General features: G+C 68.2%; 18 protein-coding genes and 1 pseudogene. 3 read left to right on the forward strand and 16 right to left on the reverse strand.

Annotated features, from left to right (window positions below; genetic code table 11):
- Window positions 1-60 precede the first annotated feature (60 nt).
- Window positions 61-717, forward strand: coding sequence for a class I SAM-dependent methyltransferase (locus J1792_RS14970; RefSeq protein WP_086569231.1), 657 nt, complete (start codon window positions 61-63; stop codon window positions 715-717).
- Between the two features lie 45 nt (window positions 718-762).
- Here the strand turns inward: J1792_RS14970 and J1792_RS14975 are convergent.
- Window positions 763-1,713 (reverse strand): annotated as a pseudogene (locus J1792_RS14975) (PHP domain-containing protein); the annotation flags it as partial.
- 1,047 nt (window positions 1,714-2,760) lie between these two features.
- Between J1792_RS14975 and J1792_RS14980 the strand changes: the two are divergent.
- The gene (locus J1792_RS14980) at window positions 2,761-3,309 is read left to right on the forward strand and encodes a hypothetical protein (RefSeq protein WP_207247425.1); all 549 of its coding nucleotides are present in this window, start codon (window positions 2,761-2,763) and stop codon (window positions 3,307-3,309) included.
- Window positions 3,310-3,383: 74 nt separating this feature from the next.
- On the opposite strand, the gene J1792_RS14985 is transcribed toward J1792_RS14980, so the two are convergent.
- The 6 genes from J1792_RS14985 to J1792_RS15005 all read right to left on the reverse strand — a co-directional run bounded on the left by J1792_RS14985 (window position 3,384) and on the right by J1792_RS15005 (window position 7,070).
- Window positions 3,384-3,902, reverse strand: coding sequence for a GNAT family N-acetyltransferase (locus J1792_RS14985; protein WP_207247811.1), 519 nt, complete (start codon window positions 3,900-3,902; stop codon window positions 3,384-3,386).
- A gap of 34 nt (window positions 3,903-3,936) precedes the next feature.
- On the reverse strand, window positions 3,937-5,502 hold the full coding sequence (locus J1792_RS14990) for an asparagine synthase-related protein (RefSeq protein ID WP_207247426.1): 1,566 nt from the start codon (window positions 5,500-5,502) through the stop codon (window positions 3,937-3,939).
- A gap of 72 nt (window positions 5,503-5,574) precedes the next feature.
- Window positions 5,575-5,736, reverse strand: a complete 162-nt coding sequence (locus J1792_RS14995) for a hypothetical protein (RefSeq protein ID WP_207247427.1) — start codon at window positions 5,734-5,736, stop codon at window positions 5,575-5,577.
- Between the two features lie 400 nt (window positions 5,737-6,136).
- Window positions 6,137-6,538: a hypothetical protein gene (locus J1792_RS15000; protein WP_207247428.1), complete on the reverse strand. Its 402-nt coding sequence runs from the start codon at window positions 6,536-6,538 to the stop codon at window positions 6,137-6,139.
- Entirely contained in the window at window positions 6,535-6,933 is a 399-nt protein-coding gene (locus J1792_RS36090) for a DUF7848 domain-containing protein (protein ID WP_443742776.1), read from the reverse strand. The genes J1792_RS15000 and J1792_RS36090 overlap by 4 nt, the downstream gene beginning before the upstream one ends.
- On the reverse strand, window positions 6,825-7,070 hold the full coding sequence (locus tag J1792_RS15005) for a hypothetical protein (protein ID WP_207247429.1): 246 nt from the start codon (window positions 7,068-7,070) through the stop codon (window positions 6,825-6,827). Before J1792_RS15005 ends, J1792_RS36090 begins: the two co-directional genes overlap by 109 nt.
- Before the next feature lie 230 nt (window positions 7,071-7,300).
- Between J1792_RS15005 and J1792_RS15010 the strand changes: the two genes are divergently transcribed.
- Window positions 7,301-8,653 (forward strand): NsdA family TPR-like regulatory protein, encoded by a 1,353-nt coding sequence (locus tag J1792_RS15010; RefSeq protein WP_207247430.1) that lies wholly within the window; start codon window positions 7,301-7,303, stop codon window positions 8,651-8,653.
- A gap of 2 nt (window positions 8,654-8,655) precedes the next feature.
- On the opposite strand, the gene J1792_RS15015 is transcribed toward J1792_RS15010, so the two are convergent.
- From J1792_RS15015 to J1792_RS15050, 9 genes are all read right to left on the reverse strand, one after another.
- On the reverse strand, window positions 8,656-9,672 hold the full coding sequence (locus J1792_RS15015) for an NAD-dependent epimerase/dehydratase family protein (RefSeq protein ID WP_242645923.1): 1,017 nt from the start codon (window positions 9,670-9,672) through the stop codon (window positions 8,656-8,658).
- Window positions 9,673-10,609: 937 nt separating this feature from the next.
- On the reverse strand, window positions 10,610-11,383 hold the full coding sequence (locus J1792_RS15020) for a LysM peptidoglycan-binding domain-containing protein (RefSeq protein WP_207247431.1): 774 nt from the start codon (window positions 11,381-11,383) through the stop codon (window positions 10,610-10,612).
- A gap of 47 nt (window positions 11,384-11,430) precedes the next feature.
- Window positions 11,431-12,066: a hypothetical protein gene (locus J1792_RS15025; RefSeq protein ID WP_207247432.1), complete on the reverse strand. Its 636-nt coding sequence runs from the start codon at window positions 12,064-12,066 to the stop codon at window positions 11,431-11,433.
- Between the two features lie 39 nt (window positions 12,067-12,105).
- Window positions 12,106-12,231 (reverse strand): hypothetical protein, encoded by a 126-nt coding sequence (locus J1792_RS35060; protein ID WP_278186268.1) that lies wholly within the window; start codon window positions 12,229-12,231, stop codon window positions 12,106-12,108.
- Between the two features lie 20 nt (window positions 12,232-12,251).
- A complete protein-coding gene (locus tag J1792_RS15030) occupies window positions 12,252-13,265 on the reverse strand; it encodes a sigma-70 family RNA polymerase sigma factor (RefSeq protein ID WP_207247433.1) in 1,014 nt (337 codons plus the stop codon).
- Window positions 13,266-13,464: 199 nt separating this feature from the next.
- A complete protein-coding gene (locus tag J1792_RS15035; protein WP_207247434.1) occupies window positions 13,465-13,743 on the reverse strand; it encodes a hypothetical protein in 279 nt (92 codons plus the stop codon).
- A gap of 266 nt (window positions 13,744-14,009) precedes the next feature.
- Window positions 14,010-14,435: an endonuclease VII domain-containing protein gene (locus J1792_RS35785; RefSeq protein ID WP_207247435.1), complete on the reverse strand. Its 426-nt coding sequence runs from the start codon at window positions 14,433-14,435 to the stop codon at window positions 14,010-14,012.
- A gap of 13 nt (window positions 14,436-14,448) precedes the next feature.
- Window positions 14,449-16,305 (reverse strand): DNA polymerase, encoded by a 1,857-nt coding sequence (locus J1792_RS15045; RefSeq protein WP_207247436.1) that lies wholly within the window; start codon window positions 16,303-16,305, stop codon window positions 14,449-14,451.
- Between the two features lie 12 nt (window positions 16,306-16,317).
- Window positions 16,318-18,702 carry a phage/plasmid primase, P4 family gene (locus J1792_RS15050; protein WP_307842994.1) on the reverse strand — a complete coding sequence of 795 codons (2,385 nt, stop codon included), beginning with the start codon at window positions 18,700-18,702 and terminating at the stop codon, window positions 16,318-16,320.
- Between the last annotated feature and the right edge of the window lie 3 nt (window positions 18,703-18,705).

Consider the following 18,705-nt stretch of genomic DNA (forward strand, 5'->3'; position numbering starts at 1 on the left):
TGACCGTCGGAGCCTGACGGTACGGATGCTCACCAACAAGCCGCCAAGGAACGTTGCTGTATGAGCGTTGAGAGTTACTGGGACCGCTACGCAGCCGGAGCCGTCGAGAAGATCGGCCCGGTGGAAGTCTCCATCGAGAAGGGGTTCGGCTGGACGCAGTATGACCACCACGGCCCCGGCGAGGAACTGCTCTGTCAGCCGGAGAAGACGCTGGAGCTGGGATGCGGATGCGGTGACACCGTCGCCTACCTGGCGCGTAAGGGCATCGACGCAACGGGCCTGGATCTGTCGCCTGTGCAGATCAGGACCGCCGGCGAGCGCTGGGGTGATCTCGCCGGTGCCCGCTTCCTCCTCCGGGAGGCCGTGGACCATCTGAGGACCACGGAGGAGAGGTACGACGCGATCTACTCGATCTGGGGAGCCTTCTGGTTCACCGACCCCCGTCGGCTCCTGCCCGCCATCCGCGAACGGCTCAGTCCGCACGGCGTCCTCGTCTTCTCCCAAGCGCCGGCCGTCGACGGCTGCTACGGCGCGCAAGGGATGTACGGCAACGGCTTCAACGGCAAGATCCTTCCGGTGCAGCGCTGGGCGTACTCCGCAGAGATGTGGAAGGGCATCCTCATGCACCACGGCTTCCTCGACGTGGAGGCCCGGGTTCTGGAGGCCCCCGACCCTGAGAACCTGGGAACCCTGATCGTCACAGCCCGAATGGTCTGACCGTGCCGATGCGCTCCGCCCTCTTATGGAGCGGCGGAGCGCGAATCAGCGGGTTCTCGGCCGCAGGAATCGCCGCAGCTTCTGCAACGGCCAGGTGTTGATCACATCGTCCTTCGTCAGCCAGGCGCGCTGGGCCGTGCCCACGCCGTAGCGCATGTAGGGCAGGTGGGTGACCGAGTGGGCGTCGGTGTTCACGGCGAACTTCACGCCGTGGCGCTTGGCGCGCAGGATGTCCTCGTCGCCCAGGTCGAGGCGTTCCGGATGGGCGTTGACCTCCAGGGCCGTGCCGGTGCGGGCGCAGGCTGCGAAGACCGCGTCGAAGTCGGCGTCGATGCGGGGGCGTTTGCCGATGCGGCGGGTGGTGGGGTGGCCGATGATGCCCACGTAGGGGTTCTCGCAGGCGCGGACCAGGCGTCGGGTCAGCTCTTCGCGGCTCTGGTTGAAGTGGGAATGTACGGAGGCCACGCACAGGTCGAAGCCGGCGAGGAATTCGTCGGGCCAGTCCAGGCTTCCGTCCGGTCCGATGTTCAGTTCGGTGCCGTGGAGCAGGCGCATGCGGCGGTGTTTGGCGTCCAGGGCGCGCACGCGCTCGCGCTGGGCGAGCATCTTGGCGTCGGTCATGCGCTGCATGTAGAGGTCGGGGGCGTGGTCGGTGACGGCGTAGTAGGCGTATCCGCGGGCCGCCGCGGCGGTCACCATGTCCTCGAGGGAGGCGAGGCCGTCGGTGAGGTCGGTGTGGGTGTGCAGGTCGCCGCGGATGTCGCTCTCCTCGACCAGGTCGGGGAGTTCGTCGCGCAGGCCGGCGGCGATCTCGCCGCGGTCCTCGCGCAGCGTGGGCGCGATCCAGGGGAGGCCGAGCCGGGCGTAGATCTCCTCCTCGGTCTCGGAGACGATCTTCTTGCCGCTCTTGGCGTGGAAGAGGCCGTACTCGGAGAGCTTGAGCTTCTGCCGTACGGCGATCTCGCGGACGCGGATGTTGTGCGCCTTGGTGGCGGTAACACTCCGACACCTAGGATAGCCGCAGGTCAGGACGAGTCCTGCGTGCCCCATGCCCCGAGTCGCGGCCTGTGATCTGTCGCGCGATGCTGGAAGTAGGTCGGGAGCACTCCGAGGTTTGAGGAGGCGACGACCATGGCCAATGAACTCATCGCAGCCACAGTGGCCGGTGCTCTAGCGTTCGCAGGTCTATGGCACCTCGCCCTCGAAGGGCGCAGGGCCCACGTTCGCCAATCTGAGCAGTTCTACCTAGGCCGGTACTGGGGCCTACTCGATCAATTGCCACCGGAGGCATTGGCCGAAGTGTTGGCACCAACAGCTCCAGCGGCCGTCTTGCCCGAATTGCAACGTATCAGCCTTTTGTATCTGCGGGTCAGCGAAGACGCCTGTGAGATGCGTAAACGAGGAGCCATCTCTGACCGCACTTGGTGCATACGCGCCGCAGCCATGCGCAACCAAACCGGCCGGTGGCCGATACGGGAGACTTGGAGCCTGGTCGGTGACAGTGGACAGTTTCCTATACTGAAAGAGCTCAAGGCGTCAATCGAACCGTATGACCCATGCAAGCAATTGGCGCATCGCAGGTACTGGCGGGGACTCAGCCCCGTACTCTTCGGATGGAGAAGGAAGAAGATAGCTACCTGGCCTACCCCGCACGCCTAGAGTGCGTCTGGTGAGTCCATGAGGGCCAGGCTGCCGACTCTGCGTGTGGGGCCAGACATCGAGGCGGTGGGCACGAAAGAAGCCCCGCCCGCACGCCGTGGGAGAAGGGCACGCGATCGGGCAGCCGTGGTCAGCGAAGCCTCTTGCTGACTACGGCCTCTCCGGGGCGGCAGCTCCTACACCCGCTCCGGCGTGCATCCTCGTTTGTGCGCCCCACCTGTGCGCTGTCACTCCGGTACTGCTCGTTCCGTGTTACCGATTCCCTTGAGTGGATCTCCTGACACGCCCACACTCCGGCTTCAGGGGTCGGTGATATTGGCCGACATTCAGTGGGCGGGATGTGGGGGGATCATGGACATACGGCGGGTGTGGGCAGCTGTAGCAGTGTCGACCCTCACGCTGACGGGGGCTTCGTGCACGTCGCTGGATTCCGGCCCGGCCCAAAGCGATGGATCACCGAAGCCGGTGACGATGCCGCCGAAGGGAAAGTCGCCCCATCCGTCAAAAACGTCCCCGACACCGAAGAAGCCACCCAGCCCCTCCGTCACGACCGACGATGCCCCCGGCCAGGCTTCCAGCATCCGTATCAGCCCGCTCTACACGAACGGCAAGGGCCTCACTTTCGTGTCGTGCGGCGACATCCACGTCGACATTACGCTCCAAGCGCACTACGGGCGGGCCCGCTGGAAAGCCGTCGCTGTTGACTTCGAGCCGCGGGGAACCGAGAACGATAACCCGATCTCCCCCGATACCAGCGCCAACATCGCACGCGGGGTGAGGCTCGAACCATCCTCGGGCGTGCTGGAGTCGGGGCAGACCCAGGTGCTCCATATACGCGGCGCTTATGACCCATCCTTCCGCCCAGATTTCTGGGTCGCCATCGACTCCCGCAGCGGCAGGGCCCGGGAGTCGGGCGGCTTCGTCTGCCGGTAGCGCCAGAGCCGGACACCCCGCCCGCACGCCTCGGGGGAAGAGCGCGCAGGCGGGGCCGTCTCGGTCAGGTGCCCTTACAGCGCCGAGAACCGCTCTTCAAGATCCGCGATCAGCTCGGCCCTGCGCCCCATCAGATAGACCTTGGTGTTCGTGCGCTGGACCTCGTGCAGCAGTGCGAACCCCTGCGTCTTGTTGTACGTGACCAGCCCCGGGAAGTTGCAGCCACGGCGTACCCACGTCTTCCCTTCCTGCGCGGCCCGGTCCACGGCCCACAAGCCCATCACTGTTCCGGGCTTCTTCTCCCTGTGCGCCGGGTCGGTGACGGACGTGTACAGGTAGTGCGCCGGTTCGTTCAGTTCGTCTTCCGTCCAGCCCCACGGCGGCGTCGTCTCCTGCACGGTGGTGCAGCCGATGATCTTTCCGTTGTCCTGGTCGGCGAGGACCCATACGTCCCCGTCAGGGTTCTCGGCCTGTCGTGCGAGTTCGGCGGCGTTTTCCCGCCAGCTCGGCAGCCCCCGGTCTTCCAGCCATGTGGAGCGGGCGAGGATCATGGTTTCGACGGCGGGGATGTCGTCGACCGTGGCCGGGCGCATTGCGTACACGGGTGTCTCCTGGGGTTGGGGTTGGTTACAAGAAGGCTTGTGCGGCGAAGTGAAGGTCCAGCACTTCGAGGAGCTGGGCGTCGCCATCTTCGCGGTACGGCCCTTCGGACAGGCGCCGAACAGCCTGACGGAGTCCGTCCGGGTCCACCACCTGTTCCTCGAAGAGCGGCGAGCCGTCGTGGAGCATGCGGGCGAATAGGGGTCGGGCGTGGGTGGTGAGCGTGTGCTGGACGACCTCCGCGAAGGACTCGCGCTCGCGGGATTCGGTGACGTCTGGGCTCAGCCCCAGGGCGGCGAGCCGGCGGCGCTGGAGCTGTTTGAGCTCTCGCCAGTGCATCGGCAGCCACTCGCCGAGCTGGACCATGCCGGGGTCAGCGAAGGGGTGCACGGGCCAGATGCCCGCCCGCATGAGGACGGGGGCCGTCGTCTCCAGGGAGAGCAGCGTCATGCTGTTGACGGCGGCCGGCGGGGCGATGTTGTCGTCCGCGTACTCCAGCGCCGCCCGTGCGCGCGGCCCGATCCACGGCAGGGCATCGCTGATCTCGCCCATGGACTTGTGCGGGTACTCGTCCTGGGACAGGGCCACCATCTCGTCACCACCGAGGCCCGTGACGACCACACGGGCCCCGTGCTCGGCCAGGGTCTCGGTCAGGCGGGTGAAGGGGCGGTGCAAGGGTTCCTCGTACGGGCTGATGCGCGCGCCCCGAACTCGCCCGCACTCCGGGTTGAGCGGGGCGTGTTCCATCGCGTCGACCAGGTGGTCCGGCTCGGCGAAGGGAAGCGTCTTAAGGATCTCGGTGCGCCGCCGGATCTGGTGGGCGCGTCCGGGGCCGGCGATAAGGAGGGCGGCGGTCGGGAACCGTCCGGGGTAGCGCTCGGCGAGCCGGGTCCCGACGGTGCCGGAGTCGAAGCCGCCCGTCAGGTGGAGCACGGTTCCGCCCTCGTCCAGCGGGCGCAGATCCAAGGCGTCGTCCATGGCGGCGACGAAGGCCGCGAGGACGTCGGCATCCTGAGCGAGTTCGCGGGGACCGCTGTGCAGGACGGGTTCGGGGTAGTGCAAGTGCAGGTGGCCGCCGTAGATGGCGGTCGTGCGCTCGGTGACGCGGTGGATGCCGCGGAAGACGGTTTCGGTGCTGTAGCGCGGCCGGTAGATCAGGAGGCGTGCGACCTCGCGGGGCGACAGGCCGGCCGCGTGTTCGGCGAGGTCGGCCATGTCCCAGGAGCCGTACAGGCTGACGGCGTCGCACGCGACGTAGAGCGGCGCGATTCCTCCCGGGCCCGCCGTCACCCGGCAGGGGAAGCCGGGAGCCGTCTCCACCAGGACATAGTCGGTGGGCCACTGCCGAGCCAGTTCGGCCGCCTTGTCGAAGTCCCCGGGCGGGACGTCGACGGGACCGGGCTGAGCGAGCGGACGGCCCGCGACCCGTTCGCGCACGACGATCAGCGTGCGGGTGCCGTCGCTGACCGCAGTCTGTTCCACCATCGGGTGCTCGAACGGTTCGATCTCGCTCCTGTGGTCGGCCGTGACGAACCGGCGGCCGTCCCACGTCCATGTCGTGCTCGCGTACGGGGTGAGTCGCAACTTGATCAAGACGTGCTCTCCCTTCGAGGGCCCGAGGGGCACGGCGAACCGGCCCCTCGGGTGGTGGAGACGATCTGCGGATCAGGTGGCGGTGGTGTCGTACGTCTTCGCACCGTCGGAGGAACCCGAGGTCTTCTTGTACTCGTGGGTCTCCGCCGGCGTCTGGACCCGGCGGTGCGCCTTGGTGGTGAACAGCCTCTCGAAGCTGCGCGCGCGCCTGAGCGGCGGCTTGAATTCGTTCACGGTGTCACTCCTGGTAGTTCTCCCAGCGCGGGGGCCTTCCCCGCGTGGCGGTGCTCTTACGGACCCGCCCCGGCGGAATGGACCTCAACCAACAGCCGGGGCGGGAGTCGAAGGGGCGTTCCCTCACTGATCGTGACGGTGCCGGTGGCGGTGCTCGTGGGGCCGGTAGGCGGTTCGGGGCGGCGGTCGGCGACCCCGAGGGCCGCGCCGCCGAGCGCCCGGTAGCCGGGGAACATCCGGGCCCCGCAACGGCAGAGCGTCACATCGCTATCCGTGGTGCAGTTCTCCGGCGGGTGCGTGCAGCGCACCCCTCGCCGGGCATAAGACCCCGCGCCGACCGGGCTTCCCGAGGGAACGGGGAAGTCCTCGGGCCCTTTCGGCGGGCGCGGGGAGTCGGTGGTCACAGCGCTGCCACCGCCCGGAGACGGGGAAGCTCGGCGGCCTGGGGGTACAGCGGCGCGGCCGTCAGGAAGGCGTACGGGGCGACGATCAGTGCGTACGGTTCTCCATTGCGTAACTCGGCCATGGCCTGCTCGTGCGCCCGGACATTGGATTCCCAGGCTCGCAGGATCTGGGTCGGGTCCGGCCGTGTCGCCGAGTACCCGGCCCGGAGGAACCCGAGGTGGTGCGGGTCCTCGGGGGCGGGGTCGAGTCGGTTGGCCGCGTACAGGGCGTGCCACCGTAACCAGCGGACCGCTAGGCGCGGCGTCTTCGTCGGCTCCCCCGCCAACGGGAGAGACCGGGAGCCGTCCTTCGCCAAGCCGTGCAGCTCACACCAGAAGCGATAGCGCGGTCGACTCACCGTGGCACTCCGGAAGGCGGCTTGCGCTGCTCGACGTCGGCGTACGGGTTGCCTCGGCAGGGTTCGGTCCGCCAGAAGGTCTCAGCGTGCAGCTTGAAGACTCGGCACTGCGGGCTTCGGCCTGTGTGACTGAGCGACCAGTGCTGGGCCGGGCCGGCGTCGTTGTCGGTGGCACCCGACTCTGCACCGCAGGCCACGCATTCCATCGAGTAAATGGCGTCGGGTACGCCTTCGCCCGTCAACAACCGCAGCGCCCAACCGGCGACGGCGAGGAGAAGCCGAGGAGTCACCGGCAGACGCCCCCGTTCCGGCTGGCTCGGTTCGCCTCTGCTACACGGGCACTGAGCTGTACGGACACCGGGGCCGGCTCGATGTCGGACGGAGCCGCTTCCCATTCCTTCCCGCCGCGCAGCGGGCGCAACTGGTAGCGCGGGCCGCACTTGCCCATGACGACCCCCACCCTCTGGTCGCGCTTGTCGCGTACGACATCGTCCGGTTCGAAGGTGTTCTGCTGTGAGTCCGCGGATCTCACCGCAACCCCCTTGTGTTCGGCGGTTGGTGTGTGCGCTCCAGCGTCGGGGCTCCCGGCTGACATCTCGATGCCGCGGACTTGTCATCTCCGCTGTCTTCGGGTGACCTCGGGGAGGCCGCATGTCACGGCAGTGCCTTCTTGCCGCCGTCTTCACGGCAGGGGCCCGTTTGCGACTCCCCGGTGGTATCCCGGTCAGTAGGTGTGCTCACTCGACGATTGGAGAGCCCGGGGTGGACAGCGCTTCCGAAACCCTGTTGAGGCGCTTGGCGCGTGCACGCGGCATTGAGCCGTACGCCGCGTTCCGGCCGGAGTACGAACGTTCTGCTCGTGAGTTGAGCACTCAGGACAACGACCCCGACATCCGCCAGGCCACGTTGAGTCAGCGGCAGTACGCCCGGTGGCTGGCCGGGGACGTCAAGGAAGCTCCCTATCCCGTGGCCTGTCGGATCTTGCGCCACATGTTCAACCGCTCGGCCGGCGAACTCCTCGCCCTGGCACCGCCGGTCGAGCCGACGCCGCAGATCGTCCACATGGCCTCGGAACTCCCGACCATCACGGAAGACGAGCTACTCATGTCAGCACACGACGCCGCCTCTCACGCCGGCGACGCCGCATCGCAAGCGCTTTCCCCCGCAACCCTTGATCTCCTCCGCAACGAAGTCTTCACCCTCGCGCAGAAGTACCACGTGAAGCGGCCCGACGATGTTTTCCGAGCCGCGCGTGCCGTTCGCGAGAAGGTCGAGCGGCACATGCCGCTCACGCACCGGCCGGACCAGGAAACCGACCTGTACGTCATCGCGGCGCAGTCATGCGCCCTGATGGCCTCCGCCGCGTTCGACCTCGGCTCGCAAGAGGCGGCCCGCACGCTGACGTACGCCACGCTCGGCTATGCACGGCCGATCGATCACCATCCCCTCATGGCCTGGAGCAGCGGCAACCTAGGGCTTCTGGCCTACTGGGGGAATCGGCCGGCGGAAGCCGTCGGACACGTCCGGGCTGCCCAGGAGATAGCGACGTCAGGGAGCTGCCAGGCCCGGTTGCACAGCATCGCCGCCCGCGCGTACGCCTACCTGGGCGATGCCCAGTCCGTCGAACGCGAGACCCACAGCGCTGAAGAGGCCGACCGGGACCACCGGGACGAGCTGCATGACGACGTCGGTGGCGAGTTCGCGTTCCCCCTGGAGCGAGCGGCCATGTCGGCCGGGACGTCCTGGGTTCTCCTGGGCAACGGTCATCATGCGGTGGCCGCCTCCGCGAAGGCGATCACGCTGCTGCAAGGGATGCCCGCGCATCAACGCTCCACGAAGGTCGGTGCCGAAGCCGCTGCCGACCTAGCGCTCGGTCACCTGCTGAACCAAGACCTTGAGGCGGCCGCCCACGCCCTGGAGGAGGTGTTCCACCTTGCTCCTGAACAACGCGTCGACGGCCTGATGCTGCGCATGGCCGGGGTTCGGTCTCAGCTGCTGACGGCACCGTTCCGGCGTGCTCGTATCGCTTCCGATCTAGGCGAGCGCATCGAAGAGTTCAGCCTGAACTCGGCCCGGCTCCTGCTGCCTCCGCCGGCTCCCCGAGCGCTCACCTAGCTTCACCCACGGGTGGCTTGCCATTCCGCCAGAAGCGCCGATTCCTTCGCCGCGTCGAGGCCGATGGCAGCCGCCCGTTCATGCTCCACGGCGTTGTTCCCACCGGACAGCCACGCCCAAGTATCGGCAACCGTCTCGGTCAGAGACCGGCACACGAGACCCGCGTCCTGGGCCCGCATTCCCGAAACCTGCCACGTCCCGGGATAAGTCCGCCAGAGCGGAATCTCGGTCCACTGCTTCGCCCCACGCGACAGGAGGAAGTCGGCGTCCACCCACTTCAGTTCCACGTCGGAACGGCCGGTGACTTCGATGCAAGCGGCCAGGAAGTCCCCCATAGTGGAGTGCCCCATAGGTGCGACAGCATTGAAGACCGAGTTACCGCTGGCCTGACCAGCCTGGTCACAAGCGAATTTCGCAACGTCTCGAACGTCCACGGGCTGAATTGGCTGCTCTGGCCGCCCGGGGGCGAGTACCACGCCTCCCTTGGCGATGCGACGCAGCCACCACGGCAGCCGCCCCACATACTCGTGAGGCCCGAGAATCACACCGGGCCTCAGAATCGTCAGAGCTTCCCTGATGTTGGCCTTCGCGGCCTCTTCGCACTGCGCCTTGTCCTGGCCGTAAGGCACGTTGACGTCCGTCGGCATCCCTGCCGCCGGCTCGGCCTCCGCCAGGGTGGGCATGTCCTCAAAGAGCGGCAGCAACGGCCATCCCGCGTACACGGATACCGTGGACAGGTAGACGTACCGGCCCGCCACCGGCCCCAGCGCCCGGGTAGCGGCATCAACGGTGTCAGCCGTCATCCCGGACGTGTCGACTACTGCATCCCATCGGCCGTGCGCAGCCAGTTTCTTAAGGTCCTCCTCACTCGTCCTGTCCCCCCTCAGCGCAGTGACGCCTTCGGGGTTGACACCAGTGCGCCCTCGGTTGAAGACGGAGACCCGCCAACCTCGCCGCAGGCCCTCCTCCGCGACACAGCGCCCGAGGAAGTGCGACCCACCCATGATCAGAACGTCCATGCCGAAGATCCTGCCCGCTCGGGGGAGCTCTGCACCACCGCCTGGGGCGCGTCAACTCCAGGGCGCCCCCTAATGCTGCCGATGTGCGGGCGGCAGCGCAGTAGGACCACTGGTCACCCTCTCGCCCTTCGGGTATCACGCCGCTTGGGCCGGCTCCTCAATGGTGGGAGGGCCGTCGGGTCGTTGGTCACCCATTCCGCGGTCTTCTCGTACCGCCCCTCCTCTCCTCTGGCATACATCACCAACGCGAGGGGCTTACCTGTCCCCTTGGCGCAGCAGACCAGCCGGAACGCGGCAGGTCTCTCGAATGGGCTGTTTGGCCACCTGTACATTCGCTTGACGAATCGTGAGTAACGCAGAATGACTTGGCCGACCTCCTCCAGCGTGTGCGCCGCAGTGAGCAAGGCGACTGGCTCGTTGCCCGGGAGCGGTGGCTGGGCCCGCGCTGTCTGCCATTGACCACCGGGGTGGTCTATTTTTTGCAGTTCCAGATGGACGTTTGTGTCCCTTATCCGTGCGCTCACGCCTCCAACATTACTCGCTCTGCTCGGACTGGAAACTCGGGGAAGACCGTCCGTCAAATCTACTGGACAGTCATCTGCCGCTCTGGGGGCGGCCGCAATGCATTCTCGGAGGATGCACTTCGCAGGTGTAGCGATATTCTAGTCTCTCTTAACCTGTAACTTCGCAGGTCAGGGCGGTGCTGTTGATAACTAACAGGCCCTAGGGTTGACGCACGGTTGAGAGTGAGCGCCACAAGATCACGTTTCACGCGTGAAATTTTCCGCGTGATCCCGGGGTTACCGGTCAACTACGGCGGCGCGCTGCCTAACTGTTTTTTCGGCGAACGAGACAAGGCCCCCGCCGGTTCGGGCGGGGGCTAACTGACATACCTTGATTAAGTCAGTTGAGTCAGTAGTGGCTTTCCCACGGGCGGTCAGTACCCACCGGCCTGGTAGGCGATCTTCTCGAAGTTGCCGTAGGTCGCGTTCGCGTACCGGACGCCGGCGCAGATGCTCGCTACGGGGTCGTACGGGTCATTGGGGAGAGTCTTGATGCGGTAGGCGCGGAAGGTCGGGTCGATCACCTGAAGGAGGCCCTTCGACGGGGTGCCGGCCGCCGCGTTGCTGTCGGTTAGGTTGATGGCCTTCGGGTTGCCGCCAGACTCGATCATGACCCGCGCCTTGATCGCTGCGGCCGAGGGGACCAGATCGCCGTTCTTGCGCAGTTCCTCGCGCGCCTGCTCGATCCAGCCGTCCAGGGTGCCGATGACGGGAGCGCGAGCCCGATCCTTCTTCGATGCCGGCGGGGGCGTCGGTGCCTTCGCCTTCTCGGTCAGGGGCGGCGTCGACCTGGGGGCGGTGCTGTCCACGGTGAGGGATTGACCGGGGAAGATCAGGTCCGGGTCGGTGACCTTGTCGGCGTTGGCTCCGTAGAGGCGCTGCCAGTCCTCGCCGGAGCCGAGCTGCTGGGCGGCGATGTCCCAGAGAGTGTCGCCCTCGCGCACGGTGTGCGAGGTCTTCTTACTGATCTTGTTCTGGCCGGGGGCGTCGGCCGTATTCGACGGTGCCGGGGTGGTCGGCGTGGCCTTGTCGGGGTCGCCGGAGTACGTGGTGGCGGCAGCCTGGGGTACGGCGTGTGCGGTGCTGGCGAGTACACCGGGTATGGCGAGCCCGGTCACCAGGGCGACCGTCCGTTTGCGGTGGATCAACTGCTGTCCTTCATTGCGTACCGTCCGGCCGGGGCGGCCGGCGGTGTCTAGGCGGCCTCGGCGAGGTAGCGCGCGAGGTCGAGTACGGCGGCGTGCGTGAACGGTGTGTCGCCCTGGCGGAGGAGTTCACGGGCCCGCAGATAGGCCCGCTCGGCGTTGACGGTGGCCAGCTTGGGGAGCATGGCGTCCGCGAAGGTCCCCATGGCAGGTTCCGGCTGGTCCTGGTCGCGGCTTTCCTGCGCCGGGAGGGACGGTTCCGCTGTCTCCTCGACGGTGTCGTTGATGGGCGTTCCGGCCGTCTCGGACTTGACCCGCGCGGGTTCAGCTCCGAAGGGGAGTACCGGCTGGAGCAGGGGGAGCGAGAGGGTGTCGGACGGGCTGACCACCGCCGGTTCGACGGCCGGCTCGCCGGGGCTGGTGTCGCGTTCGAGGGCCAGCCCTTCGCGGTTCAGCGCCTCGGTGATCGTGTCCTTGCGGTCCTGCTGCTGTTCTTCCGGCCGGGCTGCGCGCTCGGCGAGGTCGTCGAGCACCTGGGTCAGGAGCCGGGTTTCCCCCGCGTCCAGGTACACCATGCGCGGGGTCTGTTCCTGCTCGTGAACGGCGAAGGCGATGTCGCCGTCCGTGTCCAGGGAGACGGCCATGTAGTCGCCGGGGGTGGAGTTGCAGTTGAAGCGGTAGATCATTTCTCTGCTCTGTGGTTGTCGAAGCCGGCGGAGGTCGGTCTACTGCTCGACTTCGGAGGTCGAGTCGCACCAGACCCAGGAGTCGTCCCATGTGGTCCAGTCCTGGCCGCCCAGGACGGACGCGCCGGCCAGGGCGGCGTCCTCGGGGGTGGCGTAGTAGCTCACCTGGTGATCGCTTTCGTTGGTCAGATGTGGCCTACTTCCCGGGCCTTGCGCAGCTTGGTGCGGGCCCGCTTGAGGGTCACGTTCACGGTGTTGTGGGTCTTGCCGAGCATCTGGGCGGTGGTGTGCAGGTCGGGGGCGCCCTTGGCGGTGGCCTCGTTGTAGACGTAGGCGGTGCCGTAGGCGACGGAGACGACTTCCCGTTCGGCCGGGGACAGCAATTCGGCGACGCGGCCGGCGATGACGTGGCCGACGGCTATGGAGCGCTCGCGCATCTCCCGGTCGGCGGCGTGGTCCGCCAGGGCCCCGACCTCGCGCCAGGTGGCCCCTCTGCCCTGGGCCGGCGACTGGCCGGCGTGGATGCGTTCGCGCCGCTTCGCGCCGACCTGCACTCCCTTGCCGGTGGTGGCCACGCCCTTGCAGCGGACCGCGTCGCGTGAGAGGTCGAGCGGGTGGCACATGTGGTCGGGGAGCTGGCCCTGGTCTTCGGCCCAGCGGTCGCCGCTGGTGTACGCGGAGGAGGACGCGGGCAGGGCTGCCACCCCGGCCGCGGTCGCGGAACTTCCTTCGATGGGTTCGGGGCCTTCGAAGGCGCTGCGGACCAGCGCGGCGAGCTGCGGTGACAGTCGGCGCTCGGGGTCTTCCAGCATGGTGACGATGCGTACGGCTTCGTCGAAGTTGCCGCCGCTCTGCCGCAGGGCGGCGGCGAAGGTGGCCCGCGCGAGGTCGCCGATTCCGGGGACCGTCCAGCGCAGGGCGGCGCGGTGGACGTCGTACTTCGCCCGCTGGAACGCGTAGGTGGTGAAGGCGGCGGCGTTGTCGGCGTCGACGTCCCAGTCCTGGAGGGCACGCCAGAAGGCCATCCGGGCCTCTTGCATGAGGTCGTCGCGCATCTGGGTGCCGCCGGCGGTACGGGTTGCCCGGTCGGCGGCGATCTTCACGGCGGCGCCCTCGAGGGCGGCCAGGATGTGGTCGGCAGCGGCGGCGTCGCCGTTCTGGGCGGCGGTGATCTGCTCGGCCGTGATGGTGGTGCGCAAGGGTGGTGCTCCTTGTTCGGTTCTCCGCCGGGCTTGAGTTCGGGTTGGGTACAAACCCGGAGAAAGCGCCCAGCGGAGGGCCGAAAAAGGGCATGGCGAAGCCCCCGGACGGCGGGTAGGCCGGGCGGGGGCGTGACTGGTTACAAAGGGGCCCCTGTGCCGTGATCAGCGCAGGGGTATGCGAACGGTGCCCTGCGGGTTAGGCGCAGGGCCCTTCGAGGGTGAGCAGCCGGGCGAAGACGCCGTCGGCGCGGCAGCGCTGTGCGGCCGCGATGTGGGCTGCGCGGGAGACGGCGCGATGCGCCCACACCTGGTGAAGGTGGAGGGTGTGGAACGCGAGGATCTGCCGGGTGATCACGCTCGCGCACAGGCCGGTCAGCCAGTGCAGCGCCACGCATCGCAGGCGCGTGATCAGGGTGCGGATGAACAGCTCGGGGGGCACCGACCGGCCGGCAGAACAGCTCTGGCAGGATGACACGGGGCGAATAGTTGAAAACCGCACGACCCTTCCCTTTCCTGCTAGTTACTCACTGGTGCGCAATTCGCACCGCAGTACTTAAACACGCGATAAGCGCTGATTAGCCGTGCCGTGACCCAAATCCGCCACCGGAACGAGACCGAGGCGACTTCCCCCTCCACTAGGCGGATGAAGGCGTGATCGTCGTGACGTCTGCGTGACCTTGGCCCGATGCTCCGGGCCTAATCATGGGTGGAGCACCCTGAATCCGTCCCTCCGGAGGCAGGTCAGCCCAGCACCTGGGCCCGCAGGTCGGCCGTCCGGGAGAGGTAGGCAGCGGCTCTCTCTAGCACCGCCGGGTCGTCGGCAAGCAGTCCCAGCGCGGCGTTGCACGTGGAGTGCAGGAGGCCGCGGGGCAGCCCGGAGACGTGATCGTGATCGACGACGAGACAGCGTCCGGAAGCCGGCCCCTCGCCGCAGACCGGGCAGCGCCAACCCTGGGCCGCCCCCATTGACCGGTAGTCGTCGCTCGTGATCCCGTAAACCCGCCGCAGTCGGCGATCCCGCTCGCGGGCAGGGTCACGGACCTGCTTCCTGCGGGCGGCGGTACACACCTGGCAGCGGGAGGCGCGGCCGTCACCACTCGAGCGGTGCCGAGGGAACCTGGCGAGCGGCAGGAGATCTCCGCAGTCGCAGCAGGGCTTGACGCTCACCCGTCTCGCCTCCTCAGTAGTCGCCGCCCTTGAGGCTGCCCCATGATCTTTTGCCGATGTCCGCGCTCGCGGTGATCGGCACGCCGTACAGGTCGAAGTTCATCGCCTTCTCGACGGCCCGCGCGATGTCCTGGGCGTCCTCGGCCGGCGCGGACACCAGGACCTCGTCGTGCACCGGTAGTCGGAGGTAGTCCAGGACGCCGGCGTCCTGCATGTCGCACAGCGCTTGGCCCAGACAGTCCCGGGCGGCGGACTGAACCTGGTAGTTCACGACCGCGTATGTGCGGTCGCGGTCGAGAGGGAGCCGGCGGCCGGTCACCGTCGTGGTGATCATGCCGTTGGCCATGGCCTCGCGCTGCCAGGCGTTCGAGGCCCGCTTGATCTCGGGGAAGACGCGGTCGTAGGTGCGCATGGCCGAGCGGACGGCGACCTCGTCGGCCCCGGTCATGCGGGCGACGCCGGAAGCCCCGCCGCCGAAGATCTTCCCGAAGCCGATGCCCTTGCACAGCGCCCGCAGGCGCCCGTCCGGGTCCGGGGCGTCGCCGTAGACCAGGGAGCGGGTGTAGCTGTGCAGGTCCTCGCCAGCGAGGATGGCGGCCTTCATGCGCTTGACGTCCGCGAGTGCGGCCATGACCCGCATCTCGACCGCGTCGAAGTCGCAGGAGATCATCACGTGGCCCTCGTCGGCCAGGATGGCGCGGCGGATCATCACGTCCCGGCCGGGCAGCGTCTGCACGGCTGGCCGGGTGATCGACATCCGGCCCGTCCGGGCGGCCAGGGAGTGGATGAAGGGGTGCACCCGCCCCTCGGCGTCCAGCGTTTGCAGGAACGTATCCGCGTACGCCGACTTCCACTTGCCCGCCCTCTTGGAGCGGATGACCGCATCGGCCAGCGGGTTCGGGATCCGGACCCCGAGGCGTTCCCATGAGCTGTTGAGGTCGGCCAGGGCCAGCAGGACGGCCTTGTCGACGCGCAGCGCGCCACCGGCGGTGCGCTCGGTCAGCATCTCACCCATGCCCAGGAGGGCGTCCGCCACCTGCTTGGACGAGTTGATCGATTCGACGCCGTAGCGGCGGGCCTTGTGCTCGAACTCCTCGGCCTGGGCATGCAGTCGCTCGGACAGGGCCTTGGTGTACTCGACGTCGCACAGCAGGCCCGTGCGCTGCATGTGGGCGCAGATGAAGGCGATGCGGTGTTCGTACTCCAGCAGCGCCGGCCGGATGCCGAGCTGGGCGTGGACACCAGTGAGTGTGCCCAGGAGCCGACTGGTGAGCAGGACGTCGAGTCCTGCGTAGGTCTCGTAGGTGGGGTGATCGAGCGGGATGCCGGCGAAGCCCGTGGCCTTGGTCAGGCCGAGGGACCGGAAGACGCGGGTCAGGTCTTCTTGAGTGTCGGGGGCGGCCGGGTCGATGTAGTGGGCGGAGAGCGGTTTGAGGCCGGTTCCCACCCCGCCTTCCTGAACCTGCCGGGGGTCGACCAGGGTGGCCATGATCTTGGTGTCAATGGTGCGCGGGTAGAGCTGTTCCAGCGGCACGGCGAGGTAGCGGTCCGCCACGAGCCAGTCGAAGGCGGCATGGTGGATGACGACGCGCGGCAGGTCGAGAAGGACTCGGCGGGCGGCGTCGGCGAACAGCCGGCCGCGTTCGACCGGCAGCACCCACGCGGTGCGCTGGTCGCCGAACTGCGCGAGGCGCAGCCGGTAGTCGGCGCTGAAGATGTCCAGACCGCTGGTCTCGGTGTCGAAGGCGACTGGGCGGCCGGCGGAGATGCGGCCGGCCGCCCAGTCCTGGAACGCGCGTACATCCTGGGCGTCCTCCACCACGTGGATGTCGACCGGCTCACCGGCGATGAGGTACCCGTACGTACGCAAGCGTTCGTTCCTTTAGTTATCGCCCCCGAAGATGCCGGGGCCCCGCTGTGCGGGTTTGGAGAGGTCCAGCAGGTTGCGGAAGCCGCGGGAGCCGTCGGAGCGCTGTCCTTCGACCACGCCGGGGAAGGTGCGCACGGCGTCGTAGAAGCGGTTGCGGCTCATGGGGTGCTTGATCCCGCATTCCTCGACCCAGGTGCGGTAGCGCTCCCAGGTATCCGGCCGGCGCGTGAAGGCGCCCGGTTCGACGGCGAACTCCTCGCCGATGAATCCGGAGAGCGGGTGCGAGGCGTCCCGATAGTGCGCGGTGCGCTTCTCGACCGACGGCGGAAAATCGAGCCCCTGGCCGGCCGTGTACTTGGCGAACCAGCGCACCGCGCCGGCCACCGCCCACGCGGCGATGCCTTCGCGTTCGCGGCGCAAGGTGGTCGACAGGTGCCGGTCCTCCCGGCCACGGAAGTCCTGTTCCCACGGAATGACGCGGACGCGCTGCCACAGTGCGGCGTCGGTGGCGTCCACGTCCGGGCAGTAATTCGTGTCTACCTGCACCAGGCAGGCCGGCCGGAAGGTGATGTCGTGGCGGGCGTAGACGCCGCGCGCGCTGATGGTCTGGTCGCCGGTGATGGCCTTCATCAGGGCTTGGTCGAGCTGCATCGAGGCTGGCCACTCGGAGCTGATCACCAGCCGCTTTCCGCGCAGGCCCACGATGTCCGCACGGGGCCCGCCGGACTCCCGCCGGCGTTGGAACAGCGAGGCGTCCACGCGGTGTGCGGCCGCGCCGAACACGTCCTCAATGGTGCCGGTGAACGTCGTCTTGCCGTTGGTGGTCGGGCCGACGTGCATCACAAAGCACCGCTCGACCGACAGCCCGGAAAGGCCGTATCCGACGAGTTCTTGGAGAAAGGCCGGCATGGCTTCGCTGTCCGGATGGCACTCGCGAAGGAAGCGTTCCCACCGAGGCGCGGGCGCCTCCGGGTTGAAGTCCACGTCCACGAAGAACGTGTTCATGTTCTCCGGCCGGTGCTCGCTCAAGGCGCCCGTGGACAGGTCGACCATGCCGTTGTGGAAGGCGAGTTGGCGGGGATCGGCATCGAACTGGTCGACGTTCGCGTAGACGCCAGGTATGGAGGACAGCATGTCCACCATGCCACGCACCCGCTGTGCGCTCTGGGAAAGGCTTACCCACTTCGCCAGGGCGTCCGGATTGGTGTGTCCGGACTCCGTGGCCATCTCTGCGACAACGGCCCGTACGTCGGCGTACAGGGCCTCCTCCGGCACCTGGGCCCATTTGCGGCCCTGCCATTTGAAAACACCGGCCCCGGGGATCATGCGGACGTTGCCGCCGAGCTTGCGGTAAAGCCGTTCGGCGTTGCCGAGGTCGGTCAGGGGCAGAGGCCCCGACTCCTCTGCCCCGGCCGGTGTGTCGACGGCCGGCTCGGGCTTGGCGGCCTTGACCGGCTGCGCCGCCCGGACGGCCCGGTGCAGCCGGCCGGCGAACCTTTCGCGGTCCTGCTCGCGCCACTCGGTCAGGTCCAGGCCGGCCGGGATGCCATCGAGGCGGCGCACCATGACGCCGGCCAGCAGCAGGGCGCGCCCCAGGTCGTCGGTGAAGGCGTCGCCGGCCCGGTCGCGGTCGCCAGCCAGGACCACGTCCCGGTCGCCCAGGCCCGCTGCCAGCTCGGCCACCAGCAGCTCGTTGCGGGACAGTCCCGCCCCGCGTACGGCCACTGAGTCGTAGCCGGCCGCTGCGGCGGTCAGGGCATCCGAGGGGCCCTCGGTGACGATGACCGTGTCGAAGCCGGCCCCGCCCCGGAAGACGCCGTACTTGGCCCAGGTGCCGCCGGCGTTGGCGAGGGAGACCCAGCGGGCCGGGCAGCGGCCGGAGATGTCCCGGCCCTGGGCGCCGCGTGCGACGCCGTCGAAGCCGATCAGGGGGACTACCAGGCGGGGGAAGCGGGCGAAGGTGTCGGAGATGAACTCCGGGTACTCCGCGGCCGGCTGCCACTCACCCAGCTCCAGGGTCTGGGCCTGCTGTGTGGTGAGCCCGAACCGCTCGGCGACGTAGTTGTAGACCGCCTCCCCGGCGGCCATCATCCGGTCGTCCAGCCACACCCGCAGCGCGGCGACCTGCGCCGGACCGACCGGCGACGGACGCTGTGCCGGAACGGTCAGGCCCTCCCCTTCGGCGTCGAAGAGGTCGGAGAACGTCAGGCCGGCCGCCTTCAGCACGTCAGCGGTCTGGCAGGCCGCCCGGCACACCATGCGCACCTTGCGGTCCTCGCCGCGCCAGATGCGCAGCGAGGGGTGGTGGTCGTCGTGGCCGGCACACCGGGCCAGATAGCCGCCGTCCGCGTGCTCCGAGACGTCCTCGAAGCGTGCCAGGATCGAACGGAACTCCACTTG

This window comes from Streptomyces triculaminicus (genome assembly GCF_017349075.1).
GTDB lineage: Bacteria > Actinomycetota > Actinomycetes > Streptomycetales > Streptomycetaceae > Streptomyces > Streptomyces triculaminicus.